Origin of the sequence: Halolactibacillus alkaliphilus (assembly GCF_900115465.1) — a bacterium.
Lineage (GTDB): Bacteria > Bacillota > Bacilli > Bacillales > Amphibacillaceae > Halolactibacillus > Halolactibacillus alkaliphilus.
This window is the reverse complement of the sequence record NZ_FOWN01000010.1, coordinates 14,439-41,187: the sequence shown is the minus strand read 5'-3', so window position 1 is coordinate 41,187 and position 26,749 is coordinate 14,439. Positions and strand designations below refer to the sequence as shown.

The following is a 26,749-nucleotide window of genomic DNA, read 5'->3' as shown; positions in this document are numbered from 1 at the left end:
CATTCATTATGCCAGACTATCAAGCATTTGTTCAAGCAATTTATAAACAAACGGGAATTGATTTAAATTTATATAAAGAAGTCCAAATGAAGCGTCGATTAAGCTCACTAAGGGATAAGCGAGGCTTCAAAACGTTTATGGACTATCACGCTGTTTTAAAACAGGATGAAGTGATGTTGCATGAATTTTTAGATAAAATGACAATAAATGTATCGGAGTTTTTTCGGAATAAGGGACGCTGGGACGTATTAGATAAAAAAATCTTACCGATGTTAATTAAGCCAGGTCAAACATTTAAAATTTGGAGTGCCGCATGTTCATCAGGAGATGAACCTTATACTTTGGCCATGTTATTAAGTCAGCATATCGACTTATCTAAAGTGGAAATTCTTGCGACAGACCTAGATGAAAAGATATTGGCACGTGCAAAAGAAGGCATTTATACAGATCGTGCTTTAAAAGAAGTGCCAGAAGCACTGAAAAAGCGTTATTTTACTTATGAAAATAATGTTTATCGCATTGATCCAATGCTAAAGAAAGCTATCACATTTAAGAAACATAACTTACTGGAAGACCCTTATCCTAAGAACTTTGATTTAATTGTCTGTCGTAATGTTATGATTTATTTTACTGAAGAAGCGAAGCATGCTATTTACCAGAAGTTCTCACATTCATTAAGAGATCAAGGTATTTTCTTTGTTGGTAGTACAGAACAAATATTTAGTCCTGAGCGCTATCAATTTAAGGTAGTTGATACATTCTTCTATCAAAAAGTACAAACGTTTATAAAGTGATTTTGAGGAGTCGTTCGCTACTCCTCTTGTTTAGCTTGTGTAAAATTTCGAAAAAAAAGAATAATCTATCAATTTATCGCACACAGAAGCCCTAAGGTATGTTATATTAATTTAAAAATAACTTTTGGGGGAGACGGATTATGAGATACTTAACTGCTGGAGAATCCCACGGTAAACAACTGACAACAATTGTTGAAGGTGTGCCGGCGGGGATGCCGCTGACATCAGAAAATATAAATGAATCATTATTAAGAAGACAAAAGGGTTATGGGCGTGGAAAACGTATGCAAATTGAGAAAGACCTTGTCGACATTTGTGGGGGCGTACGTCATGGTTATACGTTAGGTTCGCCTATCGCCATGGTTGTAAAAAATGATGACTTTAAACATTGGGAAGATATTATGGGTGAAGACCCAATAGATTTAGATAAAGAAATTCGCCGAACGGTCACACGACCACGCCCTGGCCATGCCGATTTAAATGGCGCAATGAAATATGGGCACCGTGATATGCGAAACATTTTAGAACGTTCTTCTGCCAGAGAAACAGGTGCCCGGGTAGCTGCTGGTGCGGTTGCTAAAACACTACTCAACCACCTTGGTGTGAAGATTGTCGGTTATGTACATGAAATTGCTGGTATTACAGCGAAAGATCAACCGGAGCTCACGATAGAACAAAAAATTCAGCGATCAGAGGCATCTGATGTGCGCGTGCTTGATCCCGACGTAGAACAGCCCATGCGAGATGCGATCGATCAAGCAAAAAAAGAGGGCGATTCAATTGGTGGTATTTGTGAAGTGGTGATAGAAGGACTTCCGGCAGGAATAGGTTCATATGTGCATTATGACCGGAAATTGGATGCACGTTTAGCTTTTGCGGTTCAATCGATTAATGCATTCAAAGGCGTGGAGTTCGGTATTGGTTTTGAAGCTAGCAGAAGACCAGGTTCTAAAGTTCATGATGAAATTATTTGGTCAGAAAAAGAAGGTTTTAGTCGTCGCACAAATAACTTAGGCGGTTTTGAAGGAGGTATGACCTCAGGTATGCCTGTCGTGGTTAGAGGTGTGATGAAGCCGATTCCAACGCTTTATAAACCGCTACAATCTGTCGATATTGAATCAAAAGAAGTATTCAGCGCAAGTATTGAACGCTCCGATTCATGTGCTGTTCCCGCAGCGGCTGTGGTGATGGAACATGTTGTGGCTTTTGAAGTTGCAAAAGCTATACTTGAGCAATTTCCGAATGATCAATTCATAAAACTTAAAGAAGCGTTTGATCAATACCGTGAAGAAATTCGGTGTTTCTAATGGAAAAGTTAACAATTAAAACAAGTACACACGATTATCAAGTGGTTATTGACAAGGGACTTCGGTTTAAACTGAAGTCCTTCATCAATCCTCGTTATCAATCTGTCTATATAATTACCGACTCAAATGTCGCGACACTTTACTTAGATGAGGTGTATAATACATTAAAAGATGATTTTAAAGTGTATTATTCCATTGTTCCAGCTGGAGAAGAATCTAAAAGTAGTCACGTTTATTTTGATTTAATGACGCAACTTATTGAAGCAGGTTTAGATCGCAATGGTTTAATCATTGCCTTAGGTGGAGGTATGATCGGTGACTTAGCAGGGTTTGTGGCATCCACTTATCTTCGAGGTGTAGATTTTATCCAGATGCCTACGACAATATTGGCTCATGATTCTAGTGTTGGTGGAAAAGTTGCGATTAACCATCCGCTCGGTAAAAATCTTATTGGTGCCTTTTATCCACCTGTTGCGGTTATTTATGATGTGGACACATTACAAACCATTCCCTTTAGAGAAATACGCTCAGGCTATGCTGAAATCGCAAAACATAGCATGATTCATCAACCACCTTTTTGGGATCAAATTATCCCTGTGACTTTGAACGAATCCCTCGATCAAAAAACACTCATTAGAGATTTAATAAATGGTATTAATGTGAAAGCAAAAATCGTCGAAGAAGATGAACGTGAAGCTGATATTCGTCAGTTTTTAAATTTTGGTCATACGCTAGGTCATGCCATTGAAGCAGAACTCGGTTATGGAAAGATGACGCACGGTGAAGCAGTAGCAATTGGGATGTTATTTGCGATGGCAGTCAGTGAAAAGCACTTTAAGGTTGACTTACCTATTCAAGCTTTTTTGGAGTGGTTAAAACACAACAACTATCCACTTACATTACCTAACTTGAATGTGAATAAGTTAATGGACCGAATGAAACGAGATAAGAAAACAAAAAATCAACAAATTAAAATGGTCCTCTTAGAATCGCTAGGTTCACCGAAAATGGTTGATATGGATGATGTCATCCTTAGACAGCAACTTGAAACATTTTTAGAAAGCATGGTGATAAGATGATTCGCGGCATTAGAGGGGCTACCACAGTTAGCAGTAATGAACAAACTGAGATATACGAAAAAACGAAAAACTTACTTGATGCGATTGTTTCAACTAATAATATTGAGCCAGAAGATGTTGCGCACGTACTTGTGTCAGTAACCGATGACATCAATCAAGCGTTTCCTGCACGTCCTATTCGTGAAAAAGAGGGCTGGACTTACGTTCCTGTTATGTGTATGAAGGAAATTGATGTACCTAACGGCTTGCCGTATTGTATCCGGCTAATGTTAACAGTTAACACAGATCAAAAACAAACGGACATTGTTCATATCTATCAAGAAGAAGCAGTCAAGTTACGTCCGGATTTAGTGGAGGGGAAAGCATGAGACATAAACAAATATTTCATCAAATGTCACCGTATAAACCTGGAAAACAAGTAGAAGAAGTACAAAAAGAACTCGGCCTTGAGCGCATTGTTAAATTAGCCTCAAATGAAAACCCTTTTGGCTATTCAAAAAAAGTTGATCAAGTCGTCAAAGAGTCAGCAAACCACTTTGAAATATATCCAGATGGTTATGCGACAGTCTTACGCGAAGTGATAAGTAAGGATTTAAATCTAGATATGGATCAAATAGTTTTTGGCTGTGGTTCCGATGAAGTGATTGATATTATTTGTCGGGTTTATTTGGAAGAAGGCACAAATACTATTATGGCAACGCCGACATTCCCACAATATAAACATAATGCCTTAATCCAAGGTGCGGCAATTAAAGAAGTGCCACTCTTAAATGGTTACCATGATTTACAAGGTATGTTAGATGCCATTGATCAAGATACGCGTGTTATCTGGTTATGTTCACCGAACAATCCAACCGGGTGTATTATTAACCAACCATCACTTGAGCGCTTCTTAGAAGTATGTCCAGAAGACATTTTAGTCGTTATGGACGAAGCTTATTATGAGTATATAACTGCAGCTGATGCACCAGATAGTTTAAGTTATATACACCGTTACCCTAATTTCATCGTTTTAAGAACATTTTCAAAAGCTTATGGTCTTGCTGGCTTACGGATTGGATTTGGTATTGCGGCACTAGAAGTTGCAAACATATTAAATATCGCGCGCGGACCTTTTAATACAACAAAACTAGCGCAATTTGCAGCGGTGGAAGCTTACCGCGATCAGGCATTCATTAATTATAGTGTCGGTGAAACAAATAAAAATAAGCAAGTGTTTATTGACTTTCTTGATGAGCAAGGGCTTGATTATTACGATAGTGAAACAAACTTCGTCTTAATTAAACTGCCTGTATCAGGTGATTTGTTGTTTGATTACTTAATCCAGCAAGGCTTCATTATCCGTTCCGGTGAAGCGCTTGGTATGCCCAATACCGTTCGAATAACCATTGGCGAAAAAGAAGATATGTTGGAGATGGCTCATCATATTGCCGATTTCCTTAAACTGCATGCAGAGGACGATATTTAATGACGCATATACTTATTGCAGGTCTCGGTTTAATCGGTGGGTCATTGGCACTAAACTTAACATCAGATACATCGCATACGGTGCTTGGTTATGATCACGACCAAGCCACCTTAGCGTATGCGAAAGACAAGCGAATTGTTCATGACGTTTACGAGAGCTTTGAAGCAGCTGTTCGCGCAGTAGATATCGTTATATTAGCTTGTCCTGTGTCTGTTACGTGTGACTTGATTGATCAAATGAACGATATGGTCTTAACAACGGATATACTTGTGACAGATGTAAGCTCTGTGAAACAGTCCGTTTTGCAAAGAGCAGAACAATTAACTAATCCACGTATCCACTTTGTTGGGGGGCACCCGATGGCTGGTTCACATAAACGTGGCATTGAAGCTGCGAAGGAACATTTATTCGAAAATGCTATTTATGTTTTAACAAAAACAAAAAGCGCCACCGATCAGGATGTTAAAAGGTTAGAACAATTACTTGCGACAACGAAAGCAAAATTTATTCAGTTAAACGGTGAAGAACATGATGAAATGACTTCGGTCATTTCTCATTTCCCACACCTGATTGCGTCGAGCCTTGTGCACCAGGCGGAAAAATGGCAAGAAAAACACCCGACGATTCCTACGTTAGCAGCGGGTGGTTTTCGGGATATCACGCGGATAGCTTCTAGTAACCCGACAATGTGGCAAGATATTTTGTTTCAAAATAAAGCGGTCATTAAACGCTTGTTAGAAGATTGGATTTTAGAAATGAAGGACTTACATCAGATGCTTGAGGCGGATGAGGCAGTCGCCATGCATGATTATCTCGACCAAGCTAAACGCTACCGTGATGGGTTAGATCGAAAAGGACGTGGGGCGTTGATGTCATTTTACGATTTGTATGTTGACATCTTTGACCAGCCAGGTGCATTAAAACAAGTGGTGACCTTACTTGCTGAAGCTACTATTAGTATTAAAAATATTGAAATTTTAGAAATAAGAGAAGGAATAACCGGTGTTTTGAGGCTCAGTTTCGTATCAAAAGACGACCAATTAAACGCACATCGCTTGTTAACAACACAAGGGTATGAAACAATGCTTGAAGAATAAGGAGGGCTAAGTTTGAGTGACATGACGTTAAATAAAACAAATCACCCATTGTCAGGTGAATGTTTTGTTCCAGGAGACAAATCGATTTCTCACCGTGCTGTTTTTTTTGGCGCGCTTGCTAAAGGGAGAACAGAAATCAAAAATTTCCTTACGGGTGACGATTGCTTGACGACAATTGCAGCATTTGAATCGATGGGTGTGAGAATCACCCAATCCGGAGAACAGGTGATTATAGACAGCGAGGGGTACCAGTCATTTAAAGAACCTTTGCAACCGATTGATTTAGGAAACTCAGGCACAACAGCGCGTCTTATTTTAGGCGTATTAAGTGGTCTGCCATTTCATACAACTCTCTACGGAGATGATTCATTGACTCAACGTCCGATGGACCGTGTGGCAATTCCTCTACGAGAGATGGGGGCGAAAATTGACGGGCGTGAAAAAGGGAAGTTTTTACCACTGGCAATTCGTGGCCAGCAACTCTCTGCGATCACTTTTACACCTGAAGTAAAAAGTGCTCAAGTAAAGTCAGGTGTATTGCTTGGTGGTTTACTTGCGGAAGGGACTACAACTGTGATTGAATCCACAAAGACACGTGACCATACGGAGAATATGTTTAAAGCTTTCGGTGCGGATGTTAAAGTAGATGGCTTAGCTGTTAGTATTGAGGGAAGGCAACATTTAACGGGGACAAAGATTCAAGTGCCGCGCGACATTTCTTCAGCGGCGTTCTTTATTGTTGCGGCTCTCCTTGTACCGGGTAGCTGTGTAACGCTAAAGGACGTTGGATTAAATCCTACGCGTACAGGTATATTAGATGCGGTTAAACTGATGGGTGCTAAGTTAGACATAAAAGAAACGAAACACATTGGCGGGGAGGTTATTGGTGATGTCACGGTAAGTTATCAAGAACTAACCGGTGCTGTCATTGAGGGCGATATTATTCCACGAATGATTGATGAAATTCCGATTCTTGCTTTACTTGCGACGAAAGCAAATGGACAAACAATCATAAAAGACGCTGAAGAATTACGTTTTAAAGAAACAGACCGTATTGAGAGTGTGGTAGCTACTTTGCGTCAATTTGGTTGTCAACTTAAACCGACACCAGATGGCATGATTATTGAAGGTGATCAAACACTTACAGGTGCCAAGGTGGACTCTTTTGGTGATCATCGTATCGGCATGATGATTGCGATTGCTTCACTCATCGCAACAGGAGAAACAACTTTGACGGATAAAGAGGCGATTAATGTGTCTTATCCGACATTCTTTGAACATTTAGAGGCATTAATACACATATAAAGCCCTCATTTATTTACACCAAGCGCTTCTTTGGAATCGCTTGGTGTTTTTATTGAAGTTCAGCTGTTTTTTTTGTATGATAAGACTATTCGATTAGCCAAAATTCAAGAGAAAGTGGTCAATCAACGTAAGACTTTCTTCACCACAAATCAAAAGAATTGGTGACGACGCATGATGCCATCATCATCGAGGACTTAGATATGAAAGGGATGTCGCAAGCCTTAAAGTTTGGTAAAAGCGTTCATGATAATGGGTGGGGAATGTTTACTTCTTTCTTAGCGTACAAACTAAAAGAACAAGGAAAACAACTGAAAAAAATTGATAAATGGTTTCCTTCTACTCAGATGTGTTCGACTTGTGGCAATATCAAACCTATGCCAATGCGTGTTAGAACATACACCTGTTCATGCGGTTATGTTGGAGATAGGGACCATAATTCAGCACGCAATATCAAAAAAGAAGGTATTCGCTTATTAGCAAGTGCCTGAAAAAAATTTAAACTCTTGGAACAAGAGGGTTAGCTTGGTCAATATAGGTGGCTAGTAAAAGCAGCTACCTCCCAAGAACCTAAGTGGTGGGTCGTTCGCAAAGGGGGCATCATTTTTAGAGTTTTAATACAAGGTAAAAAGAAGGGACGTTATGTGATGGAAGAAATTTATCATGCTATTCAATTAATTGAACAAGAACAAACCGAAGAGGCATTAACGGTACTAAAGGAGTTTTTACCAGGAGCAAATGATGATGAACAATTTGTTATCAGTGATTTATATATACAGTTAGGTCTACTACCAGAGGCTAAAGAGATTTTAGAACGGCTTTATACACACTACCCAGATGAGACGGAGCTTAAGTTAGTCTTAAGTGAAATATACATTGATTTAGAGGATGATGAGGCTGCCTTGACGTTACTCAATCAAATTGATTCACATGACCCACACTATTTAGAAAGTTTATTGACCCAAGCCGATCTTTACCAAACACAAGGCTTATTTGAAGTTGCCGATCATAAATTAGTCACTGCCAAGCAGCTGGCACCCAATGAAATATTGATTGACTTTGCGCGGGCTGAATTATCTTTTTCAAATGGTGAATACCAACGCGCGATTCCACACTATTTGAAAGTCAAGCAAACAAAAGATCAGATGGCTGAAGTTAACATTGATCACCGATTAGCAGAAAGTTACGCTCAAATTGGTGAATTTGAATCAGCACTTGAACATTTTACGCAATTTGAACACGAAGATGAAGAAACTCTCTTCCAATATGGTTTTGTAGCCAGACAAGCGCATCGAAATGACATTGCGATTAAAGCATGGGAGTCACTCATTGACCTAGAACCTGAATATCCTTCTGTTTATATGCCCTTAGCCGACGTATACGAAGAGGAAGGGTTAATTAAAGAAGCCTACTCCATAAGTAAACGAGGCTTAGATTTCTTACCGCTCAATAAAGAACTCTTGTTAACCGTTGCGGGTCTTGCTAGAAGAAATGGTGAACGTGAAAATAGTTATCAATACGCCCGTGAAGCTGTTGCCGTAGATGTTGGATATAAAGAAGCGGTCTTATTCCTAGTAGAAAATTACCGTGAAGATGGAGATGATGAGGCGATTATTGATCTGTTAACGCATATACTAGACCAAGGTGAAGAAGATGGCTACTATTTATGGGAGTTAGCAAAAGCATGCGACGCAGTAGAAAATTACTCAGAAGCATACCTCTATTACAATCAAGCATATGATGAATTTAAAGATGACGTAGACTTTTTAAAAGCATATGGTTATTTCTTGGTAGAAGAGGGTAAACATCAAGAAGCTAAAGAAGTGTTTCAGCGCTATTTATCGCTTGATGTCACCGATTATGAAATTGAAAATTATCTTGAGCGCTTAGGAGATAGTGGAGAACCTTCATGATCTCAATCGAAACACAACAGCACATCATGGGTTTAGATGTTCAAAATTAAGAGGGTGAAAAAATGACCATTTCTATTGATAGTAAAAAATCATGTCTGCATTGGTTTTTGAATAGGTATAAAGTGAAGCAAAGAGAAGTTGTGTATCTCCTACATTATGTAATGAGAGAAGATGACTTACTCGAATCGGTTCATTTTGTCTACGATGTACAGTATGCAAAACGAGGCTGGTTAATATCAGCTGAAGGGGCAAAAAAGCCGGGCTTTAAATTTTACAATAATCAACTTGTTACAGCGGATGTTGATAAAGCTTTTCATGATGTGCGTCTAAATAAAGGCGAACCACTCTACATCGAATTAAGTTTTGATGGTGTGAAACGTAGTTTAGATTATCATCGTGTCTTAGAAGACAATCCGTTTATTCCAGATGATTACTATGTTCAGGAACAAGATCGACGAACGATTGAGGACTTATTAGACACGACATTAGAGGTTGGTTATGAAGCGTGGCTTAGAAAAGAAATTGATCGCTGTTTAGATGAAGGTGATCACGCGCAATTTAATGTGTTGTCATTGCAGCTACAACGCTATTTAACTGAAAAGGCGATGACACTGCCACATGTGCAGCCAATGAAAAAGAAATGAGGCCAGAGATGATTTATTTATATACGTTATTAAAACATCGTGCCTTTATATGGTTGCTTTTGATTATTAATGTAGTAGGCACAATTTATGGTTATATATGGTATTTACCTCAACTTCGGCAAACGCCGTTACGTTTTTTACTATTTGTACCTGATTCTCCAACGGCAAGTTTGTTTTTTACATTATTTTTAGTAGCGCTACTCCTCAATCGGTCATGGCCGGTTATTGAAGCCTTAGCCGCTATTACGTTACTTAAATATGGTGTATGGGCAGTTGTGATGAATCTGTTGATGCTTATTTCAACTGGTACGCTTTCTGCTGCGGGTTACATGTTGATTTTTTCACATGCGGCAATGGCTGTCCAAGGTATATTGTACCTTCCATTTTACCGATTTACAGCTAAACATGTTGTGATTGTTCTTATTTGGACACTTCACAATGACTTTATCGATTATGTATACGGCATGATGCCGTCATATCGTTCATTAAGTGACTTCATGCCACAAATAGCCTATTTCACTTTTTGGTTAAGTTTAATAAGTGTGGGTTTAGTATATTATTTGTCTAATCATTGGAAAAATAAGCAATTAAACACGTTTATTAATCAAAAATAATACCCGTCAGCTGTCTTCTTCGTTGAAAACAGCTGATTTTTTTTGTACAATGATGTTAGCTTTGTCATTAAATTTGCTGTTTTCTGAAAAAACAACCAGCCTAGTAAAGGAGGAACGTTCTTATGATACATACAAGTCAGGATAAATATGATACGTCACAGATGCAAAAACGTGTTGATCAATTTATTAGTCAATTTAAAGAAGGTTATTTTAGTCCAGAAGGAATGATGCTCCGCTTTACTGAAGAGTTGGGTGAGTTGGCTAGAGAGGTTAATCATGTCTATGGTCAAAAGAAAAAGAAAGCCTCGGAAGAGCCTAACACAATAGAAAATGAACTTGGGGATCTTTTTTTTGTGTTACTCTCCTTTGCAAATAGTTTAGATATTGATGTGGCTGTCGCATTTGATGCCGCGATGACGAAAATAGAAACGCGTGATAAAGATCGCTTTACCAAAAAAGAGGGAGTGGAGATAGATGAAAACGATTAAAGTAGTAGTAGCAGGGGCAAGTGGTAAAATGGGCAGTGAAGCATTGCGTATGATAAAAAAACATAATGACCTTGAGCTCGTAGGTTGTGTTGATTTACAACACACGGGGATGCAAGTTAAAGAAGTAGAAGGATTACCAGATTTTGATGCATTGTTTTACAATGATATCAATACATGTTTGGAGGCAGTGAATGCCGATGTACTGATTGATTTAACCTCACCTAAGGTTGGTTTTAAACATACAAAAGCGGCTCTTTTACATGATGTTCGCCCTGTTGTAGGAACGACTGGATTTACTTCAGAGGAACTTGCAGAATTAACAGCTATTAGTAAAGAAAGACAAATTGGTGCCGTGATTGCTCCTAACTTTGCTATGGGGGCTGTTTTAATGATGCAATTCGCTAAGACCGCAGCAAAATATTTCCCAGATGTTGAAATCATTGAAAAGCATCACGATCAAAAACTTGATGCACCTTCGGGTACGGCAGTAAAAACAGCTGAACTTATCCAAGAAACACGTAAACAAAAATCACAAGGTCATCCAGAAGAACATGAAACGATTGATGGCGCGCGTGGAGCTGATTTTGATGGTATGCGTATTCATAGTGTAAGGTTACCAGGTCTTGTTGCCCATCAAGAAGTTATCTTTGGTGGACCTGGAGAGAATTTTACGTTAAAGCACGATTCATTCCATCGAGAATCATTTATGTCAGGAATCAAGTTCGCCATTGACAAAGTTGTAAAACTAACAGATTTAGTCTATGGTCTTGAACACTTAATGATGGATTAATAGAGGAGGTAGAAAAATGAAAATCGCTTTAATTGCACATGATGAGAAGAAAAAAGAAATGATCACTTTCACAGTGTCGTATAAACATATTTTAGCGCAGCATGAATTGTTTGCAACAGGTACGACGGGGACACGTATTACTGAGGCAACGGGTTTAGATGTTTATCGCTTTAACTCAGGACCGCTCGGAGGAGATCAACAAATAGGCGCAAAAATCTCTGAAAATGAGATGGATCTCGTGATTTTCTTTAAAGATCCACTAACAGCGCAGCCGCATGAGCCGGATATTAGTGCATTAATGCGTTTGTGTGATGTGTATCAAATTCCACTTGTCACAAACTTAGCAGGGGCTGAGGTGATGATTCGGGCTCTTGAAGCAGGTTTTTTTCAGTGGCGAGATGTGATTGAAAATCATTAAGTGTGAACGTAATGTCGTGGAATTTCAAGTTTAGCTAAACACCTTTAATTGTGACTTAAGTCATGATTAAAGGTGTTTTTGATTGTTAACAAAACTAATCTTATTGTTTACATTCTCAAAATTCCATGAGTATGTTAAAATCAGTGTAATGAAAAAAGAGAAAGGATTGTCATTATGGACGTATTTGAACCGGCAATGCCCATCTTATCAAGACTTAAAGAAGCAGGGCATCATGCATTTATTGTTGGGGGATCAGTCAGGGATTATATAATGCATCGCCCAATTAATGATATTGATATAGCAACAAGTGCCTTGCCGATAGAAGTCATTGAACTATTTGATCAAGTCATTCCTGTTGGAATAGAGCATGGTACGGTGATTGTGCGTCATAATCATCAATCATTTGAAGTGACAACCTTAAGAGAAGAGTCGACATATAGCGACTATCGACACCCGGATAGTGTAAGTTTTGTTGATGACATTATCAAAGACTTAGCAAGGCGCGATTTTACGATGAATGCAATCGCATTAACGCCTAAGGGGGAGTTGATTGACCCATTTCATGGTCAATCTGATATTCAACAACATATGATTCGTTCTGTTGGTCAAGCGAATCGCCGATTTAATGAGGATCCACTAAGAATGTTGCGAGCGATTCGTTTTAGTGCTCAACTTGGTTTTTCTATGGATCAACAGACCACATCGGCTTTGTTAAAGCAGCGATCGCTCATTAATACTGTGGCGATGGAACGAATAAAAATAGAGCTTGATAAATGTGTGAGTGGGGCTCATTTTCACCAGATAATAAAAAAATCCGTCACGATACAATTGTTACGAACACTCCCTATCTTTAAAGACCTTAATGAAACTTTAGCCGAGTTGTCGGTTAGTCAACCATTTTTTGCGCTTGTCGACGTGTTCGTTTACTTAACGATGAAAAATTCTGCATTAAATGTTACATCTTTAGCTAATGTTTACCGTTTTTCAAACAAAGAAAAGGTAATCGGTCAATCATTGGTCGATTGTTTAGAAGCATTTAAAGAAGGAGTTATGCTCCAAGAAATAATGTATCACCTTGACTATCATCATATAGATCGATTTAATCGGCTGTTAATGGCTTTATATCATCATGAATTTTCAACAACCTATCTTCAATCGCTTAAACGAGCACTGCCTATTCAATCACGACAAGACATGGCGATATCAGGTCGTGATTTACAAATGATGTTTCCTCATCGACAACGTGGTCCGTGGATTGGGGACATTCTAGAGTTATTAGAGAAAAAAATTATTACCGGACAGTTAAAAAATCAACAAGAACAACTAAAGGAGTGGGTCAAGTGGTCCTATCCAACAGAGAACGTTTAATACAATTATTGTCACAAAATATGCATACGTATGTATCTGGCCAGTGGCTATCCAATGAATTAGGTATTTCACGAACGGCTGTGTGGAAGCAGATGAAACATCTGGAAGAAGACGGTTATCACTTTAAAGCCGTACCGAATAAAGGTTATCGCTTAATAGATATGCCGGATAAAGTCAGTGAAAACACCCTTTTTTGGGGCATGGATACCCGTGTACTAGGTCAAACATTAGAGTACCATGAACAAGTCGAATCAACGCAAGATATAGCCCATATGAGAGCAAGAGAAAATGCACCGGAAGGGTATTTAATCGTGACTGATTCACAATTAAAAGGCCGAGGAAGATTACAGCGCCGTTTTCAATCGGAGAATAAAAATGGTGGTTGGTTTAGTTTTATTTTACGACCAGACATACCCCCGTTACATGCGCAAAAACTCACGTTAATTACGGCGATTGCGCTCATCAGAACGATTAAACAAAAAACAACACTACAGCCACAAATTAAATGGCCTAATGATGTCTTGATCAACGGTAGGAAGCTTGCTGGTATTTTGACGGAAATGCAAGCGGAACAGGACCGTATACACTATATGGTTATTGGTGTAGGTATTAACATTAATCATCGTCCAGATGAATTTTCAGATGATATTAAAGATAAGGTAACCTCCTTATTGATTGAAACAGGCGATCATTTTAAAAGACGGCATTTTATTCAAGATTTCCTGAAAAATTTTGAAGCACTGTACGAAGCTTTTTTAAAGGAAGGTTTTTTAACATTTAAAGAAGAGTGGGAACAAAGTGCCTTTAGACTAGGTGAAGAGTTAACATATAAAAAAAACAAACAAACATTCTCAGGTACATTTATCGGTATTCATGAAGACGGAGCGCTCGTTGTTGAAAAAGACGGCATAAAAGATTATCTGTATTCAGCTGAAATCGATTGGTTTTAAGGAGGTTCTAATGAAAACAATTCTTGATTTTTATCGAATGAAACAAGCGAATGAAAAAATGGTTATGATCACTGCTTATGACTATCCATCAGCAAAAGCGGTTGAAAAATCAGGTGCTGAATTAATTTTGGTTGGTGATTCTTTAGGTATGGTTATGCTAGGGTATGAATCAACGACTGATGTGACCGTCGCTGATATGCTGCATCATGCAAAAGCGGTCCGTCGAGGAGCCAAGCAAACATTTGTGATTGTCGATATGCCTTTTATGAGCTACCATATTTCTTTAGAAGAAAGTCTTCACAACGCACGACGCCTGTTTCAAGAAACAGGCGCTCAAGCATTGAAGGTTGAGGGTGCTTCAGCACAAGTATTAGAGCTCACAGAACGACTAACCGCTGCAGGAATACCTGTGGTCAGTCATTTAGGCTTAACGCCTCAGTCGGTAAATATTATGGGAGGATTTAAAGTACAAGGTAAAGATCATGCTTCAGCTCATCGCTTAATTGAAGAAGCCATGGCAATAGAAAAAAGCGGGTCGGTGATGTGTGTTTTAGAAGGCATACCAGAGCCACTCGCAAAATTGATCACATCACGATTGACGATTCCGACAATTGGTATTGGGGCAAGTCCAAGCTGTGATGGCCAAGTGCTGGTGTATCACGATCTGTTACAATACGGGACGGAACGCTTAGCTAAATTTGTTCAACCTTATGCTGACTTAAACGACATCACGACAAAAGCGCTACATGCGTTCGTTAACGATGTGAAGGAAAGTAAGTTTCCAACGGCTATGCACACCTATCAATTAGATCCAGATGTTACTCTTGATGGGGGTGAGTGACGTGCAGATTATTAGAACAGTTGAAGATATGCGCTGTTTTGTTAAAACGGCTAAAAAAAATGAAAAGACAATAGGTTTCGTTCCAACGATGGGGTATTTACATGAGGGCCACGTATCATTGATGACGCATGCAAAAGAGGAAAATGACTGTGTCGTCGTATGTGTATTTGTCAATCCATTACAGTTTAATGACACGAAAGATTTAGATGTATATCCGCGTGATGAAACACACGATGTGACTGTATGTAAAAATATAGGTGTTGATGTGCTTTTCATGCCACCAGTATCTGAAATATATCCACAAGCGATGGGCATTACAATGACCTTGCAAAAACGCATCGGTGTGCTTTGTGATCGAACCCGTCCTGGTCACTTCAGTGGTGTCTTAACTGTTCTTTCAAAGCTATTTCATATCACTGAGCCAACGCGTGTTTATTTTGGCTTAAAAGATGCACAACAAGTTGCTGTTGTTGATTTATTAATTCAAGACCTTCATTTTGATACGATATTACGACGGATTGAAACGGTAAGAGAAGCGGATGGTCTAGCAAAAAGCAGTCGAAATGTGAATTTAACTCCCGAGGAACGAACGATGGCGCCAACGATTTACTGTGCGCTTAAAGAAGCGGTACAACAGATGAAACAAGGTATTAAAACAAAGCAAGAAGTCATGCAGTTAGTGGAAACGAAAATCGAAGTAGAGACAACGGGTACGATTGATTATATCGAAATCTTGAGTTATCCTGAACTTGAAGAAGTCAGTGAATTAAAGGGGACGCTTATTGTTGCATGTGCGGTGAATTTTTCTAAGGCACGTTTAATTGATAATATAATCATGACGTGTAATGAGGAATAATGGCTGTTCTTTAAACAAAAAGTGAAACAGAAGAAGGGATTAATAGCTTATGTTACGTACATTGATGAAAGGGAAGCTCCACCGGGCACGTGTTACCGAAGCGAATTTAAATTATGTAGGGAGTATTACGATTGATCAAGCGCTCATGGAGGCGATTGATTTACTCCCTCATGAGAAAGTTCAAATTGTTAATAATAATAACGGTGCACGACTTGAAACGTATGTGATTCCAGGGAAAAGAAATAGTGGGATGATTTGTTTAAATGGTGCGGCGAGTCGACTCGTGCAACCGGATGATATCGTTATTATTGTAAGTTATGCGCTGGTTACAGATGAGGAATTGCCCAACTTTAAACCTAAAGTGGCTCTGCTGAATGAAGATAATGTGATCACGGATATGTTAGATCAAGAACCACCGGTGACACTATATACGTCATGATAGAAGACGATACTTTAATTGGGGGTGATATAGGATGACGACATTTGCGGTTGTCGATTTAGAAACAACAGGAAATCAAAAAAGCGATCGTATTATTGAGATTGGGGTCGTCATCTATCGCAATCAAGAAATTATTCGCACATATCAAACGTTGATCAATCCAAATAAACACATTCCGCGTTTTATTGAGCACTTAACTGGTATAAATAATGCAATGGTGATGGACCAACCTACCTTTACAGAAGTCGCTAGTGAGATACATGGTTTATTTAAGGATAGTTATTTTGTTGCGCATAACGTCCCGTTTGATTTAGGTTTTTTAAATCAAGAATTTGAACGTATTGGGTTGCAACCTCTTGGAGTTCCTACTTTGGATACCGTCGAATTAAGTCGCATGATATTACCTGAGTCTCCGGGTTTTAAATTAAATCAGTTAGCACATTTTTTATCGCTTGGACATGATAATCCGCATCGCGCCTTATCAGATGCTTCTGTCACAGCTGAAGTCTTAGGCTATTTATTAAAACAACTCCAGGGGCTACCAAAGACAACACTAAAAAAACTTCTCCCACTTGCTGAGAAATTAAAAAGTGATTTGGCACCACTTATTCAGACGTGGATACATCAGTACAAAGAAAAGGGAGAAGATGAAGGGTTTGATTACCATTATGGCCTTGCGATCAAACGCGTTCCTCCTGTTGTAAAAGAAACGAGAGAGACCTCCGTTGGCTCATTTGGTGCATTGCTTGAGGGGCTTGAAGATAAAACAACTCATCGGCTAAGACTTGGACAAAAAGCTATGAGTGAAGCGATTTATCATGCATTTACGAGTCGGACGCATACGTTTATTGAAGCTGGCACAGGATTGGGGAAAACTTTAGCTTATCTATTACCGGCTGCTTATTTTGCTAGAAAAACAGGGGACAAAGTATGGATCAGTACGTACTTAAAGCAACTACAAAAACAATTGCTTCACGAAGAAGTCCCGCGTTTAAACAATCTATTACCTTTTGATGTTCGTGTGGAAGTCCTTAAAGGCAAGAATCAATATATTAGTTTGAAGAGATTTAGTGAGTGGATTGTCAAAACTGACAATGACCATTATGACTTTACTTTAACTAAAGCGATTGTATTGATTTGGCTAACTAAAACAGTGACAGGAGATATTGATGAAATTCAATTACCTAAAAGCGGTTATCAGTTGTTTAATCAATTTTCTCATCGGTTTGATGCATCAGAGAACCACGCCTTTAGTTATTACGAACATAAACGTGCGCGAGTGGAACAAGCAGACTTGGTCGTGGTAAATCATGCACTACTACATCAAATGTTGGTACAACAATCAACAGATATAGGGCATTTAATTATTGATGAAGGGCATCATTTACCTGAAGTTATTGAGAAAGAAGAAGGATTGATGTTTTTAACAGAAGCCATTCACCCTCTGCTCAATCAATTAATCCATCGCTTAAAGACCTTTAATCATTTAACGGAATCTGTCAAGGAAACATTAGAAGACATTAAGTATGATTATCAGTTGTTTACGGATTATGTGAGCCATCTTGTCCAAAGAGAGACGAACAGACAAACGATGAAAAAGGTATTAATTCTTGATACATCAAGCCAGTTATTCTTTGATATGCAGTTAATGTATGAACGATTTAAAGTCTTACTAAAAGGGCTTTTACTTGAAGTGAATGAGACAAGTCATCCACTTATTCGCGATGATTTAACCCCATTAATTTCAGATTTCCTAACGCCGTATGATCAGTTTTTCTATCAAGTAACGGATCATGAGGTGCATTGGGTTGAGATAGACTTTAACCATCAACAGCGTCCTATAGCGTTTTTTAAAAAGCCTGTTGATATTTCAAAATGTGTCGATACGTATTACTTAAATGCATCACGTGCACTGGTTTTAACAAGCGCGACTTTAACAGTTAATCATCGCTTTGATTATATAAAAGAGCAGTTAGGTACATCGCACGCTATTCAAACTTACCGCTTTCCTGCCCAGTACCCAACAGAAGACCATGTGCGTGTTTTAGTACCAAATGATTTTCCTCGAATTGATCAGACAGATGTCTTGCCCTATGTGGAAGCGATTAGCGAACTGGTTTTTAGTCTTGCTGAAATTACCAAGGGCCGGATGTTGATTTTATTTAATTCTTATCAAATGTTAAAAGAAACATATCATCTCCTACAAGAACTTTTTCAGGATGATTATGTCTTGATCGCTCAAGGTATTTCAAGTGGAAGTCACGAAAAATTAAAAAAACATTTCCAACATACTGATCAAGCTATTCTATTAGGTACGCATGCTTTTTGGGAAGGATTAGATATCCCAGGCGATGATTTAAAGTGTGTGATCATTGCACGCTTGCCTTTTCAATCGCCGAGTCAGCCTGTTGTAAAAGCAAAATTGAAGCGTTTGGAAAGCCAAGGTCAGTCAGGCTTTTATGCGTATTCTTTACCGGATGCTGTTTTACGTTTTAAACAAGGATTTGGTCGCTTAATTCGTTCCGCTAGTGATACAGGCATTGTTGTGGTTACTGATGACCGTCTTGTAACTAAAGAGTATGGCCGTATATTTATCCAATCATTACCTGAACTACCTATCTATCATAGACGAACATCTGAGATTATTGATATCGCACAACAATTTTTACAAACAGAATCAACAGAACCATAAAAACGTTTGATTCATTTAAAAAATAAGAAAAACCGCGGTTTCATATGATTTTTATCAGTAAAACCTGCTATAATGAAACAAGGTTGGTTATATTTTACGAATGACAAAAAAATAAAAAGGTTGGGATTCTATGCGTCACGAAAAAATTGAAACATTATCAACTGTGAAATTACAAAATAACCCTGAGTTATATAAAATTGTAGACAGCCTTAACCGTACATTAAAAGATGATGATTTAATGTTTGGGCTTAGTTTAGATGAGGATGACGATGAAACAGCAATCTTCACAATCTATCGAACTTAATCTAGTTAAAATTGTTGGGCTATGCCTCGTGCTGATAGTGCTATTCTTTCTCAGTTACAGCACTTACTTATATAGTGTCGTAAGAGATAACCGAGATATAGGTATAAATGATACGCGCTCGCGTTTAAGTGAAGATATCATCGAAACTGATATTGAAGCGATCACACGTTTTCATGGGGATAGCTATTACCATGTCGTCTATACGAAACAACAAGAAGACTCTGTCTACTATTTTGTTGATCAAATAGATGAAGAAGCGCCAGTTATTAGTCATCGAATAGAGCGTGCCCAACCTGTTGAACAGATTGTCTCAAGTTTTAAATCATCACGTGAAAATGTAAGTATTAGGCATGTAAATGTAGGGTTAAGAGGATCAACGCCGATCGTAGAAATCATCTCTAAAGATACACGAGGTGCTCTGCGTTATGATTATTACAATTTAGCAGATGGTACATATGAGAGTGGACTGACACTAAAAAATAATCTTGAATAGAGAAAGGTGATATTATGCAATTAGCAAAAAGGGTGCAAACATTAACACCTTCAACCACTTTAGCGATTACTGCCAAAGCTAAAGCGCTGAAAGATAGTGGGCATAATGTGATTGGCTTAGGGGCAGGGGAACCTGACTTTAATACACCTACATATATTGTTGATGAAGCCAAAAAGGCGATGTATGAAGGTCTTACACGCTATACCCCTTCAAGTGGCATCTTGCCTCTTAGGGAAGCCATCGCTCGTAAATTATTAAAAGACCAAGGCATTGATTATGGGGCAGATCAGGTGGTTGTTACAACGGGGGCTAAACATGCATTATATTCATTGTTTCAAGTCCTGTTGAATCCAGGGGATGAAGTAATCGTCCCGACACCTTATTGGGTGAGTTACCCAGAGCAAATTAAGTTAGCCGAAGGTGTCCCTGTATTTGTGACAGGTGAACAAGAAAATCAATATAAATTGACGAAAGATCAACTTGAAGCAACTATCACAGAAAAAACACGGGCGGTAATTATTAATTCACCAAGTAATCCAACGGGCATGATGTACACAGAAGAGGAATTACTAGCATTGGGTGAAGTCTGTATTAAACATAATATAATTATTGTGTCGGATGAAATCTATGAAAAATTGATTTACACGGATACACCTCATGTGTCGATCGCTTCTTTGTCTGAGCAATTAAAAAAGCAAACGGTAATTATTAATGGTGTATCAAAATCTCATGCAATGACAGGTTGGCGAATTGGGTATGCAGTTGGGCGTAAGACAATCATTAAAGCGATGACTAACTTGTGTAGCCATTCAACCTCTAATCCAACAACGATCAGCCAATATGCAGCACTCGCTGCATATAACCATGACGAAGAAGAAATTCACGCCATGGTCGAGTCGTTTAACGAACGATTAAATTACATGTATGATTTATTAATAAAACTACCAGGTGTTACCTGTATCAAGCCTCAAGGTGCGTTTTATTTATTCCCTAACGTTAAACAAGCAATGGATATGTGTGGATTTAAAGATGTAGATGAATTTTCAACGGCATTACTTGAAGAAGAACAAGTTGCGGTAATTCCAGGTACCGGTTTTGGTGCACCTGAAAACATTCGGTTATCTTATGTGATTAAAAAAGAACAATTACAAGAAGCGATTATGCGCATGTCACGTTTTATTGAACGCCATGCAAAAATATAAGAGAGAACAGTTTTGGAGGGAAGTTTTTTGAAAACAACAATTAGTAAAGTGAGTCAACATGTCAATGAAGAAGTAACGATGGGCGCATGGTTAAGCAATAAGCGTTCAAGTGGGAAAATCGCCTTTTTACAACTACGCGATGGTACTGGGTTTATTCAAGGTGTTGTCGTTAAGGCAGAAGTATCTGAAGAGGTATTTAATTTAGCCAAATCTTTAACTCAAGAATCATCTGTCTACGTGTCAGGTATAGTTGTTGAAGATACACGTTCACCATTCGGTTATGAATTACAAGTAAGAAATATCGAGCTGATTCATGAAGCCGTAGATTTTCCTATTACACCGAAAGAACATGGGACAGAATTCTTAATGGACCATCGTCACTTATGGTTAAGATCAAAACGTCAACATGCGGTGATGAAAATACGTAATGAAATCATTCGTGCTTCATATGAATTCTTTAATAAAGAAGATTTCATAAAAATTGACCCACCAATATTAACCGGCTCAGCAGCAGAAGGAACAACAGAATTATTCCATACACAATACTTTGATCAGGAAGCTTATCTGTCTCAAAGTGGTCAGTTATATATGGAGGCAGCTGCCATGGCTTTCGGTAAAGTATTTTCATTTGGACCTACTTTCCGTGCGGAAAAGTCGAAAACGCGTCGCCACTTGATTGAATTCTGGATGATTGAACCGGAAATGGCGTTCATGGAACATGAAGAAAGTCTAGAAGTGCAGGAGCAATATGTGAGCTTTTTAGCTCAGTCAGTTGTTAATAACTGTGGTCTAGAATTAAGTGTATTAGAACGTGATGTCGAGAAACTGAAAAGTATTCAAGCGCCGTTCCCAAGAATTACGTATGATGAAGCGATTGACTTATTAAAAGAAAAAGGCTTTGACGATATTGCGTGGGGAGAAGATTTTGGCGCACCACATGAAACGGCCATTGCTGAAAGTTTTGATAAGCCTGTCTTTATTACGCACTATCCAAAAGATATAAAAGCATTTTACATGAAACCTGATCCAAATAACGAAAACGTTGTTTTGTGTGCAGATTTGATCGCACCAGAAGGATACGGTGAAATTATTGGTGGCTCTCAACGGATTGATGATTTAGATTTAATGAAACAACGTTATGAAGAGCACAATTTATCGGGTGATGCTTATCAATGGTATTTAGAACTGCGTCAATACGGTTCTGTGCCGCATGCCGGTTTTGGTTTAGGTTTAGAACGTACGGTTGCTTGGTTTAGCGGTGTAGAACACGTCCGTGAGACGATTCCGTTTCCTCGTTTACTTAACCGTTTGTACCCATAATATTTTAAAAAGTCAACCCTCGGATGTTTTCCGAGGGTTTTCAACATCGGAGAAGAGGTGATAGAATGAAGAACCATTTTGAATTATTTATGCGTGATCAGATGACACTATCTAAACGTTTGATTATGCGTTACCGTCAACTGGGGCTAGATGAGACAGAATTGATTGTCATCTTGCAGTTATTACGGTTTCAATCAGATGGTATCATGTTTCCTACACCGTCAGAAATGGCTCGTTATACAAGTTTTGATGAACAAGTCGTCAGTCGAAGTTTACGACAAATGATGCAAAAAAACTTAATGACAATTGAAGAGATTAATAATGGTGAAGGGATTGTTGATGAATATTATTCTTTTGAGCTAATCTTCAATGCACTATACACGAAAGAGGAGCCGAAAAGAACGACTCCGACGGATCAGAGTGTTGAAGTGTTTAAACAATTCGAACGTGAATTTGGCCGTGTGTTATCACCAATTGAAATAGAGACCATCAATATTTGGCTAGATGAAGATCACTATGATGTGACACTTATCCAACAAGCTTTAAGGGAAGCCGTACTTTTGAGTAAACTAAACTTTAAATACATTGACCGCATCTTACAAGAATGGCAGAAGAAAGGGGTTAAATCTGTTGACCAAGCTAAGCAGGCAGGAAAGAAATATCATCAGCATCAAACAGCGCCAGATAAAGCACCTCGCGAAAAAGTTGATCCTGCTATTTATTATAATTGGTTAGATGATGCAGAGGACTAAGAGAGGGGGAAGTATGTGTTAACGAATAAGAATATCCGTATTGTACTTGATACTATGGCCCAAATGTATCCTGATGCTTGGTGTGAGCTAGAACATGAAAATCCATTTGAATTAGTCATCGCTGTAGCATTATCAGCCCAGTGCACCGATCAATTAGTCAATAAAGTGACCAAAGATTTATTTGAAAAGTATAAAAGACCAGAAGATTATTTAGCCGTCTCACTTCAAGAGTTAGAGCAAGATGTAAAATCGATTGGCTTATATCGTAATAAAGCAAAAAATATTCAAAAACTTTCTCAGAAACTACTCGATGATTTTGATGGCGTTGTTCCTCAAACACATGAAGAGTTAGAGTCGCTCGCAGGGGTTGGAAGAAAAACAGCCAATGTTGTGATGTCAGTTGCTTTTGGTGAACCAGCTATTGCGGTTGATACCCATGTTGAGCGCGTGTCTAAACGTTTAGGTATTGCTCGGTGGAAGGATTCACCACTTGAAGTAGAAAAGACATTGATGAAAAAAATTCCAAGAGAAGAGTGGAGTGATACGCATCATCGCATGATTTTTTTCGGGAGATATCATTGTAAAGCAAGAAATCCAAACTGTGATGCGTGCCCATTACTCACGTTATGCCGTGAGGGGCAGAAAAGATTACGTAAAAAGGAGCGAGTAAATGGCACATCGTGAGCCCTTATTTGATTATTTTGATCAACAAAAACCAGAAATTCAAGCTTTGTTTGATGCGCGAAGATATAAAGATGCAATTGAACCAATGTCTAAGGCGGTCAAACATTTTAAACACTTACTCTATCAATTAAATGCTGAAACAGATCTAGAAAAAAATCCTGAGTCTTTGCAACTTAAACCTATCAACATTAAAGAGCGGTTAGATTATTTAGACGCTAATTTAAAACAATATCATGCCTTTTTACAGCTTGAAACACTGTACGAAGAGGTTGAAAAACTTTATGCGAAAAAAGCCATCATGGATAAAATGGTTTAATCAGTAAATTGGCATAACATTAAGAACAGCAGAAAGAAGACGCCCTTCACGATTGAAGGGCGTCTTCTTTTAGGCAGCGTCTTCTGACGCATCATCATCATCCGGTTCATCATCCGGTTCATCGTCATCATTGGACACATTATCATCAGGTGTGTCATCATTGTTACCATTTCCGTTACCGTTACTATTTCCATTGTTCCCGTTGTTACCATTAGGTTGATTATCTTCTGGAATATCCTCAGGTAATTCCTCTTCTGGTACTTCAGGTTCTTCTTCTTGTTCTCGTGGTGTCATAATTTCAATTGTTTTTGTTTCACTTGTTAACGTGGCGTTTTCAGAATGAAACGCGGTAACGTTAATGGTGTACATGGTTTCGGGTTGCACTGCTTCTATGGTTAAGGCGTTTGCTGACGTATTTATCACTTGAGATTGACCACCATCTGATTGATACGTAACTTCAAACTCTATTGGCATATCATCAGATTGATTATGTTCCCACGTGACATTAATACTGTTTGTTGCCTCATCATATTGCGCGCGTAAATTACTTACCGGATTCAGTTCCTCATAAGCATCTGATACAGCTTTTGGCTCTGTACCGCGTTTAAATAACTCCGTCACGATTTGATCGCTCGGTGTAAAATCACTTGGAAGCTGAGCAGGGTTAGATCCTCTTTCGACTTGAACAGATACAACGCTATCAGGTCGACTAAAATCAGAGACGTCAGTATTCTTTGATAGTTCAGTCATTGCATACTTAAAAAGTAACTGTGAGTTGTGATTATCATTTCCTTTTACAGGTTCGGTTGAGCTATCGGAATAGCCAGTCCATACACCAATAGAATAATTGGTACTCAAGCCAACAAACCATTTATCAACATTGTTATTTGTTGTTCCTGTTTTACCGGCTACTGGAACGCCAGAGACATTTGCACGTGTTCCTGTACCGGAGCGGACAACAGATTTCATCATATCTGTCACCATGTAGGCGGTAGCATCAGACATAGCCACGGTTGTTTCAGGCTCTGCTTCAATACGTCTCCCGTCAGGAAATTCGATAGCAACAATACTATATGGTTCGGTATATAAACCACCATTTCCAAAGGCAGCATAGGCAGCGGCCATTTCAAGAGTAGAAGCTTCAAACTTAGACCCACCAATCGAGTCACGGACATTTAAGCCACCATCAGGGATTGTTAAATTTAATTTTTCGGCAAATTCACGCACTTGACTAGCGCCGATTTGGTCAAATAGATATGTTGCTACAACGTTAGAGGAGTGCTCTAGTGCTGTTCTAAGTGAGATTTGACCACGGTACTGGCCAACGTTATTAATAGGTGAAGAACCGGAAACTTCATATGGACCGTTATCTGGCATTTGTTCATATGTTGAATAATTTAAATACTCGATGGCAGGTCCGTATGAAAAGATAGGTTTAATCGCTGAACCTGGCTGGCGTTTGGCTTGTATCGCCATATTAAAGCCACCTGCTTCTCGGTTCCGTCCACCACCAAGGGCGCGAATCGCTCCGGTGTTTGTTTCAACAACGGATAACCCAGATTGTAACTTATCATCAGAGTAAGCAACAGGGCTATCATCGGATAATAAATATTCTACATAACTTTGCGCGTTACGATCCATCGTTGTATAGACTTCTACACCATCATTATATAAATCGATGTCGTATTTTTCAGCAAGTTCTCGCTGAACTTGGTCTAAGAAATCCGTATGGCGAGTACGTGATGCCGTTGAGACATTCAACATGTCTTCGATCTGAACTGCCCGTGCTTCATTAGCTTCTTCTTCAGTAATTTTATTGTGACGTACCATTAAGTCAAGTACCGTCTCCATTCTTTCTTTAGCCAGGTCTGGATTGACCGTCGGGTCATAAGCTGACGGTCTTTGGGGTAACCCAGCAAGCAGTGCTGCTTGCGCTAAACTTAAATCATCTAAATCAGTGATGCCAAAATAGTTTTGCGCCGCAGTAGCAACCCCGTATCCTGCAGATCCATAGTAAATACGGTTTAAATACATTTCTAAGATGGTTTCTTTAGAATAAGATAAATCTAATTGAATGGCTAACCACTGTTCTTGCACTTTACGTTCAAGTGTTTTATCAGGGTATAAAAAGGCCCCCTTAATAACTTGTTGAGTGATAGTTGAGCCCCCTTGAGAACCGAAACCATCGGTGATATTCGCTAAAACCGCTGCACCAATTCGTCGAACATCAATCCCAAAGTGATCAAAAAATCGGACATCCTCTGTTGCTAATACTGCATCAACTAATACGGGAGGGAGATCGTTGTAACTTACTTTCACACGTTGTTCCTCACCGATATCAGCAAATAGCTCATTGTCTTTGTCATATACTTTACTTGACGCTGGTACACTTAATTTCTCTGGGTCAAGTTCAGGTGATTTTGAAATGTAGTAGGCAAATAAACCTCCAACACCAACAGCGACGATTAAAGCGAGGACTAGTAGCGTAAGAAAGATCTTTTTAACAGGTACCTTCTTTTTTGTCGTTTGTTTTTTCTTCTTGTTTTGTTTCATCTGTTCTTGGCGTCGCTTTTCGCTACGCGACTTGTATTGATCAGACATTGGTTTTTCCTCCATTC

The 26,749-nt window shown here is 38.8% G+C and carries 27 protein-coding genes and 1 pseudogene; 27 read left to right on the top strand and 1 reads right to left on the bottom strand.

What is annotated here, in order from left to right:
- The first annotated feature begins 8 nt into the window (after positions 1-8).
- From BM163_RS06055 to BM163_RS05925, 27 genes and pseudogenes are all read left to right on the top strand, one after another.
- Positions 9-794: a CheR family methyltransferase gene (locus tag BM163_RS06055; RefSeq protein ID WP_089801223.1), complete on the top strand. Its 786-nt coding sequence runs from the start codon at positions 9-11 to the stop codon at positions 792-794.
- A gap of 140 nt (positions 795-934) precedes the next feature.
- On the top strand, positions 935-2,101 hold the full coding sequence (gene aroC / locus BM163_RS06050) for a chorismate synthase (protein ID WP_089801221.1): 1,167 nt from the start codon (positions 935-937) through the stop codon (positions 2,099-2,101).
- On the top strand, positions 2,101-3,180 hold the full coding sequence (aroB, locus tag BM163_RS06045) for a 3-dehydroquinate synthase (protein ID WP_089801218.1): 1,080 nt from the start codon (positions 2,101-2,103) through the stop codon (positions 3,178-3,180). The genes aroC and aroB overlap by 1 nt, the downstream gene beginning before the upstream one ends.
- The gene (aroH, locus tag BM163_RS06040; RefSeq protein WP_089801216.1) at positions 3,177-3,548 is read left to right on the top strand and encodes a chorismate mutase; all 372 of its coding nucleotides are present in this window, start codon (positions 3,177-3,179) and stop codon (positions 3,546-3,548) included. The genes aroB and aroH overlap by 4 nt, the downstream gene beginning before the upstream one ends.
- On the top strand, positions 3,545-4,648 hold the full coding sequence (gene hisC / locus BM163_RS06035; RefSeq protein ID WP_089801214.1) for a histidinol-phosphate transaminase: 1,104 nt from the start codon (positions 3,545-3,547) through the stop codon (positions 4,646-4,648). The genes aroH and hisC overlap by 4 nt, the downstream gene beginning before the upstream one ends.
- On the top strand, positions 4,648-5,745 hold the full coding sequence (locus tag BM163_RS06030) for a prephenate dehydrogenase (protein ID WP_089801212.1): 1,098 nt from the start codon (positions 4,648-4,650) through the stop codon (positions 5,743-5,745). Before hisC ends, BM163_RS06030 begins: the two co-directional genes overlap by 1 nt.
- 21 nt (positions 5,746-5,766) lie before the next feature.
- Complete coding sequence (gene aroA / locus BM163_RS06025; protein ID WP_089801300.1) at positions 5,767-7,050, top strand: 3-phosphoshikimate 1-carboxyvinyltransferase; 1,284 nt, start codon at positions 5,767-5,769, stop codon at positions 7,048-7,050.
- Between the two features lie 93 nt (positions 7,051-7,143).
- Positions 7,144-7,538 (top strand): annotated as a pseudogene (locus BM163_RS06020) (RNA-guided endonuclease InsQ/TnpB family protein); the annotation flags it as partial.
- A 156-nt stretch (positions 7,539-7,694) separates the two neighbouring features.
- Positions 7,695-8,960 (top strand): tetratricopeptide repeat protein, encoded by a 1,266-nt coding sequence (locus BM163_RS06015; RefSeq protein WP_089801210.1) that lies wholly within the window; start codon positions 7,695-7,697, stop codon positions 8,958-8,960.
- A 62-nt stretch (positions 8,961-9,022) separates the two neighbouring features.
- Positions 9,023-9,604 (top strand): ReoY family proteolytic degradation factor, encoded by a 582-nt coding sequence (locus tag BM163_RS06010; RefSeq protein WP_089801208.1) that lies wholly within the window; start codon positions 9,023-9,025, stop codon positions 9,602-9,604.
- A gap of 8 nt (positions 9,605-9,612) precedes the next feature.
- Complete coding sequence (lhaT, locus tag BM163_RS06005) at positions 9,613-10,218, top strand: lipoprotein heptaprenylglyceryl N-acetyltransferase LhaT (protein WP_089801205.1); 606 nt, start codon at positions 9,613-9,615, stop codon at positions 10,216-10,218.
- A 122-nt stretch (positions 10,219-10,340) separates the two neighbouring features.
- Positions 10,341-10,706, top strand: a complete 366-nt coding sequence (locus BM163_RS06000; RefSeq protein ID WP_089801203.1) for a nucleotide pyrophosphohydrolase — start codon at positions 10,341-10,343, stop codon at positions 10,704-10,706.
- Positions 10,693-11,496 (top strand): 4-hydroxy-tetrahydrodipicolinate reductase, encoded by an 804-nt coding sequence (dapB, locus tag BM163_RS05995; protein WP_089801201.1) that lies wholly within the window; start codon positions 10,693-10,695, stop codon positions 11,494-11,496. Before BM163_RS06000 ends, dapB begins: the two co-directional genes overlap by 14 nt.
- A gap of 16 nt (positions 11,497-11,512) precedes the next feature.
- Positions 11,513-11,914, top strand: a complete 402-nt coding sequence (gene mgsA / locus BM163_RS05990; RefSeq protein ID WP_089801199.1) for a methylglyoxal synthase — start codon at positions 11,513-11,515, stop codon at positions 11,912-11,914.
- A gap of 174 nt (positions 11,915-12,088) precedes the next feature.
- Positions 12,089-13,282, top strand: coding sequence for a CCA tRNA nucleotidyltransferase (locus tag BM163_RS05985; protein WP_089801197.1), 1,194 nt, complete (start codon positions 12,089-12,091; stop codon positions 13,280-13,282).
- On the top strand, positions 13,255-14,232 hold the full coding sequence (locus BM163_RS05980; protein WP_229675517.1) for a biotin--[acetyl-CoA-carboxylase] ligase: 978 nt from the start codon (positions 13,255-13,257) through the stop codon (positions 14,230-14,232). Before BM163_RS05985 ends, BM163_RS05980 begins: the two co-directional genes overlap by 28 nt.
- Positions 14,233-14,242: 10 nt before the next feature.
- Complete coding sequence (gene panB / locus BM163_RS05975; protein ID WP_089801195.1) at positions 14,243-15,073, top strand: 3-methyl-2-oxobutanoate hydroxymethyltransferase; 831 nt, start codon at positions 14,243-14,245, stop codon at positions 15,071-15,073.
- A 1-nt stretch (position 15,074) separates the two neighbouring features.
- The gene (gene panC / locus BM163_RS05970) at positions 15,075-15,929 is read left to right on the top strand and encodes a pantoate--beta-alanine ligase (RefSeq protein WP_089801193.1); all 855 of its coding nucleotides are present in this window, start codon (positions 15,075-15,077) and stop codon (positions 15,927-15,929) included.
- Positions 15,930-15,978: 49 nt separating this feature from the next.
- Positions 15,979-16,368: an aspartate 1-decarboxylase gene (gene panD, locus BM163_RS05965; protein ID WP_089801191.1), complete on the top strand. Its 390-nt coding sequence runs from the start codon at positions 15,979-15,981 to the stop codon at positions 16,366-16,368.
- Positions 16,369-16,402: 34 nt separating this feature from the next.
- Positions 16,403-19,060: an ATP-dependent DNA helicase DinG gene (gene dinG, locus BM163_RS05960; RefSeq protein WP_089801189.1), complete on the top strand. Its 2,658-nt coding sequence runs from the start codon at positions 16,403-16,405 to the stop codon at positions 19,058-19,060.
- Positions 19,061-19,190: 130 nt separating this feature from the next.
- Positions 19,191-19,364, top strand: coding sequence for a YpmA family protein (locus BM163_RS05955; RefSeq protein WP_089801187.1), 174 nt, complete (start codon positions 19,191-19,193; stop codon positions 19,362-19,364).
- Positions 19,330-19,857, top strand: coding sequence for a hypothetical protein (locus BM163_RS05950; protein WP_089801185.1), 528 nt, complete (start codon positions 19,330-19,332; stop codon positions 19,855-19,857). Before BM163_RS05955 ends, BM163_RS05950 begins: the two co-directional genes overlap by 35 nt.
- A 14-nt stretch (positions 19,858-19,871) precedes the next feature.
- A complete protein-coding gene (locus BM163_RS05945; RefSeq protein WP_089801183.1) occupies positions 19,872-21,059 on the top strand; it encodes a pyridoxal phosphate-dependent aminotransferase in 1,188 nt (395 codons plus the stop codon).
- A 27-nt stretch (positions 21,060-21,086) separates the two neighbouring features.
- Positions 21,087-22,379, top strand: a complete 1,293-nt coding sequence (asnS, locus tag BM163_RS05940; protein WP_089801181.1) for an asparagine--tRNA ligase — start codon at positions 21,087-21,089, stop codon at positions 22,377-22,379.
- A gap of 65 nt (positions 22,380-22,444) precedes the next feature.
- Positions 22,445-23,131: a DnaD domain-containing protein gene (locus BM163_RS05935; RefSeq protein ID WP_089801179.1), complete on the top strand. Its 687-nt coding sequence runs from the start codon at positions 22,445-22,447 to the stop codon at positions 23,129-23,131.
- Positions 23,132-23,146: 15 nt separating this feature from the next.
- The gene (gene nth / locus BM163_RS05930) at positions 23,147-23,815 is read left to right on the top strand and encodes an endonuclease III (RefSeq protein ID WP_089801177.1); all 669 of its coding nucleotides are present in this window, start codon (positions 23,147-23,149) and stop codon (positions 23,813-23,815) included.
- Positions 23,802-24,131, top strand: a complete 330-nt coding sequence (locus BM163_RS05925; protein ID WP_089801175.1) for a YpoC family protein — start codon at positions 23,802-23,804, stop codon at positions 24,129-24,131. The genes nth and BM163_RS05925 overlap by 14 nt, the downstream gene beginning before the upstream one ends.
- A 69-nt stretch (positions 24,132-24,200) precedes the next feature.
- Here BM163_RS05925 and BM163_RS05920 read toward each other — a convergent pair whose 3' ends face one another.
- Complete coding sequence (locus BM163_RS05920) at positions 24,201-26,732, bottom strand: PBP1A family penicillin-binding protein (protein ID WP_089801173.1); 2,532 nt, start codon at positions 26,730-26,732, stop codon at positions 24,201-24,203.
- Between the last annotated feature and the right edge of the window lie 17 nt (positions 26,733-26,749).